The 5015-nt window shown below is 64.3% G+C and carries 5 protein-coding genes and 1 pseudogene; 4 read left to right on the top strand and 2 right to left on the bottom strand.

What is annotated here, in order from left to right:
• Positions 1-129: 129 nt before the first annotated feature.
• Positions 130-327, top strand: a pseudogene (locus HWX22_RS31055) (Imm72 family immunity protein); the annotation flags it as partial.
• Complete coding sequence (locus HWX22_RS31060; protein WP_175916975.1) at positions 318-641, top strand: hypothetical protein; 324 nt, start codon at positions 318-320, stop codon at positions 639-641. The pseudogene HWX22_RS31055 and the gene HWX22_RS31060, both read left to right, overlap by 10 nt.
• 823 nt (positions 642-1464) lie before the next feature.
• Here the strand turns inward: HWX22_RS31060 and HWX22_RS31070 are convergent.
• Entirely contained in the window at positions 1465-2226 is a 762-nt protein-coding gene (locus HWX22_RS31070) for an anti-sigma factor (RefSeq protein ID WP_175916976.1), read from the bottom strand.
• Entirely contained in the window at positions 2223-2741 is a 519-nt protein-coding gene (locus HWX22_RS31075; protein WP_175916977.1) for a sigma-70 family RNA polymerase sigma factor, read from the bottom strand. The genes HWX22_RS31070 and HWX22_RS31075 overlap by 4 nt, the downstream gene beginning before the upstream one ends.
• Positions 2742-2898: 157 nt before the next feature.
• On the opposite strand from HWX22_RS31075, the gene HWX22_RS31080 reads away from it, so the two are divergent.
• Positions 2899-3987 carry a catalase family peroxidase gene (locus HWX22_RS31080; RefSeq protein ID WP_059814653.1) on the top strand — a complete coding sequence of 363 codons (1089 nt, stop codon included), beginning with the start codon at positions 2899-2901 and terminating at the stop codon, positions 3985-3987.
• Entirely contained in the window at positions 3984-4517 is a 534-nt protein-coding gene (locus HWX22_RS31085; protein WP_175916978.1) for a cytochrome b, read from the top strand. The genes HWX22_RS31080 and HWX22_RS31085 overlap by 4 nt, the downstream gene beginning before the upstream one ends.
• Positions 4518-5015: the final 498 nt, after the last annotated feature.

The raw sequence follows: 5015 nt of genomic DNA on the forward strand, positions 1-5015 counted from the left end.
CGATCACCAGCCACCCACCAGGCCCGGTGACAACACCCCCCGGATCATGACTGCGACTGGGGGCGAGAATCATGCCGGGCCTGGCTGGCCAAAGCCCCGATTATCGGGGCACGAAGATAGTAACGGGGCTTCAATTACCTGGGCAGAGGAACGCGAGCGCCGAAGGTCAGAGATGCAATGGAGCTGGCCGTGCGCACGCGATGGCGCTTGCTGTGGGAAGACAGGCGTTACGTGGATGGCGTCATTCCCGACGAGTCGTCGTATTTTCTCGAGGCAGGCGCGAAGCCACCGGCAGTTTCGGGGAAACAGGTGACGCGATGCCGCTGATGAATTGCCTGTCCCACGGACCCGTAGGCGGCGAGCTCGTGACGCGGACCGTATCCGACCTCATTAACGACCGCAGCAACTGGAAGAGCGGCCGTCGGATCGTCCCGCTGCTGCTCGTGCGGCACGAAATCGAGTATCCCGGCTACATGCTGGAATCCGAAGAGGCGAAAGTGCGCGAGCTGGGCGGTACGCATGAAGGAGGGGGTGTCTACCGCTTTAACGACGACGAGTCGATGGAAGCAGCCATCGGACTACTGACGGCAACGTGTGCTGATTGCTTAAGGGAATTGATGGCCGTGCAGAAAGAAGCGTAAGGTGAACGCGATGTCTAAGGGTGACGGATGGCCAAGCTGAATTTCGGGACCATCGGCCGATGCTCCGTCGATCTCGATATCGCGGCGCCGCTCGGTCTGAGGGCTGCCTGTGAAGAGTTTGCAAAGACCGGGCAGGGTCTGTATCACGGACGAAAGTGCGGCCAGAACGGATCCTGGGCCTGAGGACTAAGTCATCAGCGTGACCTTCGTGGCGAAGATGCCTCCCGGCATGCGTGGGCTCGGCAATGCGAGCCCGCTCGGGACGTCGATCAAGTACGTGATCTCCCCGGAAACCGGCGAGATTCTCGGGACTTACTCGACAAAGTGATGTCCGTGCGGCCGTAGCGCCCGATTGTCGCGTGTGGACAACCGGCACACAAAACAATCAGGAACGCTGTGCGCCCCCGGGGACACATTGATTCGAAGCGATCACGCGCATGCGAACAACCCGTGAGCGGCGGAATCGAAATCCTGTGTACCAGCTCGGCGAGGGCGATGTGGATATCGCGACCCAAAGGCACGCGAAATGCTGTGCGGGCCGAAGGTGAGTGATTCAACCGGAGAAGGCATGCCGAGCCGCTGCGGCCGATGTGGATATCCTGCGTCCAGAAGACGCCAAACCCTGTGACATCGGAACCGAAGAGGGTCTACCCATTCGGGAACGCACCGCGACGAGATTCGCGGTGTGGACAACCACCACGAAAGAGAATTTAAACGCTGTGACCACGAACGGTGAACGTGAGTGCTTTCAGGTTTGTCGAACCGCATCGGACGGACCGCAGTCAGCGCACAACGGCCACCAACGGACAGCGTATCGTCCAGCTCAAATCTGCTGATCGAGCACCCTCACGACCGCGTGCTGACCAAGACTATCCACCGGCCCGACCACCGCGAAGTTGAGCCCGTTCACTGACCCATACCGCGCCAGCAACGACCCATCCACACGTTGCCCGGCTGGCAGCAGCCGATGTTTCGATTCCGCCGGTCGGAGATAGAAACTCAGTGTCCGCCCGGCGTCGTCCTCGTAGAGCACCATCGCAGCCGTCGCGCCGCTGTCCGTCGTAAACAACCGCCCGCCAACCGGCCGGAACCCGGCCGCACTCAAATCCGGCAGCCTCGCCGACGCCCCCATGCGCCGGGTGAGCCACGTCTGCAAATCCTTCGCACCCGTCGGCCGGAAATCCACCTTCGCAGTCTGATCGACCGCCATCATCCGGTAAGCCTCGACCGCATCGCTCATCGGCGCAATCGGCGGCGGCGCGTTCCACCCGCGCGCCTGCCACCCGCCGAGCGTCCCGAGCCCGATACAGAACACGAACGAAGCCGCCATCGCGAACCGCACCCGCGAGCGCTCCGCACGCTTCGCACGAAGCGCTGCCGGATCCAGCGCAGGATTCTCGCCAGGCATCCGCACGCTCTCGAGCGCGGCCCGCAACCGCCGCGCATCCATCTGCCATTGCTTCACCTGTTCCGCGCTTTCCGGATGCAGCGCGAGATATCGCTCGACCGCGGCGCGCGCATCGTCGTCGAGCTGGCCGTCGACATAGGCCTGGAGATCGTGTTCGTCGGGACGGAGCGTGTTCATTTCATCAAGCGGAGAGAAGGAGCGGGAAGCTCGCCGTCGCTGAGCTGGCGCAGTGCCTGGCGCGCGCGGGAGAGTCGCGACATCACGGTGCCGATCGGCACGTCGAGCAGGTCGGCGACTTCCTGATACGTGAAGCCTTCGACCGCGACGAGCAGCAGCAGGCTGCGCTGCTCGTCGGAGAGCCGGCTGAACGCTTCGAGCGTCGCGCGCGCGGTCGCCTCGCGTTCGGCGGACGGCCAGTGCGCTTCGTCGTCGTCGCGAATGCGGCCGAGCAGCCACGCGTAGCGCTTCGCGCTGCGTTTGCCGTCGAGAAACTGCCGGTAAAGGATCGTGAACAGCCAGCTGCGCAGCGACGCGTCGTCGCGGCGGCTCGCCCAGCGCGACAGCGCGCGCTCGAGCGTCGACTGGACGAGATCGTCGGCCGCGTGAACGTCACGCGCCAGCCAGAGCGCGAAGCGTCGCAGCCTGGGGATGAGTTCGCGCAATGCGTCGTCGTCGGGGGCGTTTGAGGGCATGGCCGGGGCGCGAGCCGATAAGCGTGGAGATGCCGCGTAGGACGCCGGTCGGCGTCGCTTATTCCGTCAGCATACGAAAAATTTCTTGATGGAATAAAGCGGCGCGGGTGGCGTCCTACACGCGTTCGACAATGATCTGACGATCGGGAGTGCATCCATGAAGCAATCTTCCTCTTCTTCGCCGCCGCGCGAACCCGGGCGCGGGTGGTGGCGCTGGGCCGTGATCGGTGGCGCGGTGGCCGGCGTGGCCGTGGCCTTCGGGTATGTTGGCGGCTGGCTCGCGCCGGCGCGTCTGACCCCGCACCGGCTCGTCGACGCGCTGCAGACGGCCGGCGGCGAGCATCCGGGTTTCCGGCGCAATCACGCGAAGGGCGTGTGCGTGACCGGTTACTTCGAAGGCAACGGCGCCGCGAGCGCATATTCCGTCGCGCCGTTCTTCAAGGCGGTGCGCACGCCCGTGGTCGGGCGCTTCGCGCTGCCGGGCGGGAATCCGTATGCGCCCGACAGCAGCGTGCCGATCCGCAGCCTCGCGCTGAAGCTCACCGCGCCGGACGGCCAGCAATGGCGGACCGGGATGAACGCGATGCCGGTGTTTCCCGTGGCGACGCCGAAGGCGTTCTACGCGCAGTTGCTGGCGACCCGGCCGGATCCGGCGACGGGCAAGCCCGATCCGGCGAAGGTGAAGGCGTTTTTCGGCGCGCATCCGGAGACGGCCGCATTCCGCGCCTGGGTGAAGGGTGCGAAGCCGAGCGCGAGCTACGTCACCGAAAGCTATTACGGGCTGAACGCGTTCTACTTCGTCGATGCCGCCGGCAAGCGCCAGGCGGTGCGGTGGCGCGTCGTGCCGGAGCAGACGACGGGCGCCGGCGACGTCGCGACGGCCGCGGATCCGAACGTGCTGCAGCAGGACCTGACGCGGCGCATCGCGGACGGTGCGCAGAAGTGGAAGCTGCTGGTCACGCTGGCGGAGCCCGGCGACCCGGTGGACGACGCGACGAAGACCTGGCCCGCGCAGCGTACGACGATCGACGCGGGGACACTCGTGCTCGATCGCGTGGAGGCGCAGGACAGCGGGCCGTGCCGGGACGTGAATTACGACCCGACGGTGTTGCCGCAGGGGATTCAGGTGTCGGGGGATCCGTTGCTGGCGGCGCGGTCCGCGGCGTATGCGGATTCGTATCTGCGCCGGACGAGTGAAGAAGCCGGCGTGGCCGGCGCGGCGCGACTGAGTGCGGAGGGACGATGATGAAGGCGACGACGACGTTTAGCTTGCCGGCGAGGCTACTGCATTGGGTGATGGCCGCGATGATCGTCGCGATGCTGTTCATCGGGGTGGGGATGGTGGCGTCGGTTTCGGGGCGGCACGATTTCCTGGTGGCGTTGCACAAGCCGCTGGGGATTGCCGTGCTGGTGCTGGTTTGCGTGCGGATCGTGGTGCGGTTCGTGTCGAAGCCGCCCGCATTGCCCGAGGATCTGCCCTGGTGGCAGAAGCTTGCCGCGCATGGGTCGCATCTGGTGCTGTACGCGCTGATGCTCGCGATGCCGCTGATCGGGTGGGCGATGCTGTCGGCAGGCGGGTATCCGGTGACGCTGGGCGGTGGTGTGCAGCTGCCGGCGATCGTGTCGGCTGATCCGGTTGCGTTCGCCTGGCTCCGGGTCGCGCATCGCGTGCTGGCCTATCTGTTCTTCTTGACGTTCCTCGCGCATTTCGCGGCGGCGCTGTATCACGGACTGATTCGGCGGGATGGGGTGGTGAGGGCAATGGTGGGGAGGTGAGCGACGGAAGGTTGCGTTCGCTGCGGCGGGGCGGTTCACGGGCGACCGAGGCTGCTCCTGCCGTGTTGCTCATATATGACCGCGGCTGCGGCTCAGCGGCTCCCGGCATAGCACGTCAAAAATATTTCACAAAGGGGGTTGCGGAGACTGGGGCGGGTGCTTAGAATCACGCCTCTTTCGCGCTAACGGAAACGCAGCGCGGGGGGAAGAAGGGAAGCGGTGCTGTTGAAGTCGGTTTTATCGACTCCAGTGCATACGAAATTAAACCGCAGTCGTCGCAACGAAGTAGTTAAAAAAGTTGTTGACGAGTTTTAAAAAACGGTTGATAATCTCGCTTCTCTGCTGCTGAAAACGCAGCGCTGCTGGGAAACTCCAGGTTTCTCGCAGAAATGCTCTTTAAAAATTAACAGCCGATAAGTGTGGGCGCTTGATGGCCGCGAGCTGATCTTCGGATCAGAAAGCGAAAGTATCAAGAGTCTCACACTAAAGTAAGTCAGG

It is taken from the genome of Burkholderia sp. BCC1638 (assembly GCF_902833195.1).
In the GTDB taxonomy this organism is placed as follows: Bacteria; Pseudomonadota; Gammaproteobacteria; order Burkholderiales; family Burkholderiaceae; genus Burkholderia; species Burkholderia diffusa.

What these genes read in the sequence shown, in the direction of transcription:
- HWX22_RS31060 (WP_175916975.1), top strand. Translation starts at nt 318, where the DNA reads ATGCCGCTGATGAATTGCCTGTCCCACGGACCCGTAGGCGGCGAGCTC.
- HWX22_RS31075 (WP_175916977.1), bottom strand. Translation starts at nt 2,741, where the DNA reads ATGCCCTCAAACGCCCCCGACGACGACGCATTGCGCGAACTCATCCCC.
- HWX22_RS31085 (WP_175916978.1), top strand. Translation starts at nt 3,984, where the DNA reads ATGATGAAGGCGACGACGACGTTTAGCTTGCCGGCGAGGCTACTGCAT.
- HWX22_RS31070 (WP_175916976.1), bottom strand. Translation starts at nt 2,226, where the DNA reads ATGAACACGCTCCGTCCCGACGAACACGATCTCCAGGCCTATGTCGAC.
- HWX22_RS31080 (WP_059814653.1), top strand. Translation starts at nt 2,899, where the DNA reads ATGAAGCAATCTTCCTCTTCTTCGCCGCCGCGCGAACCCGGGCGCGGG.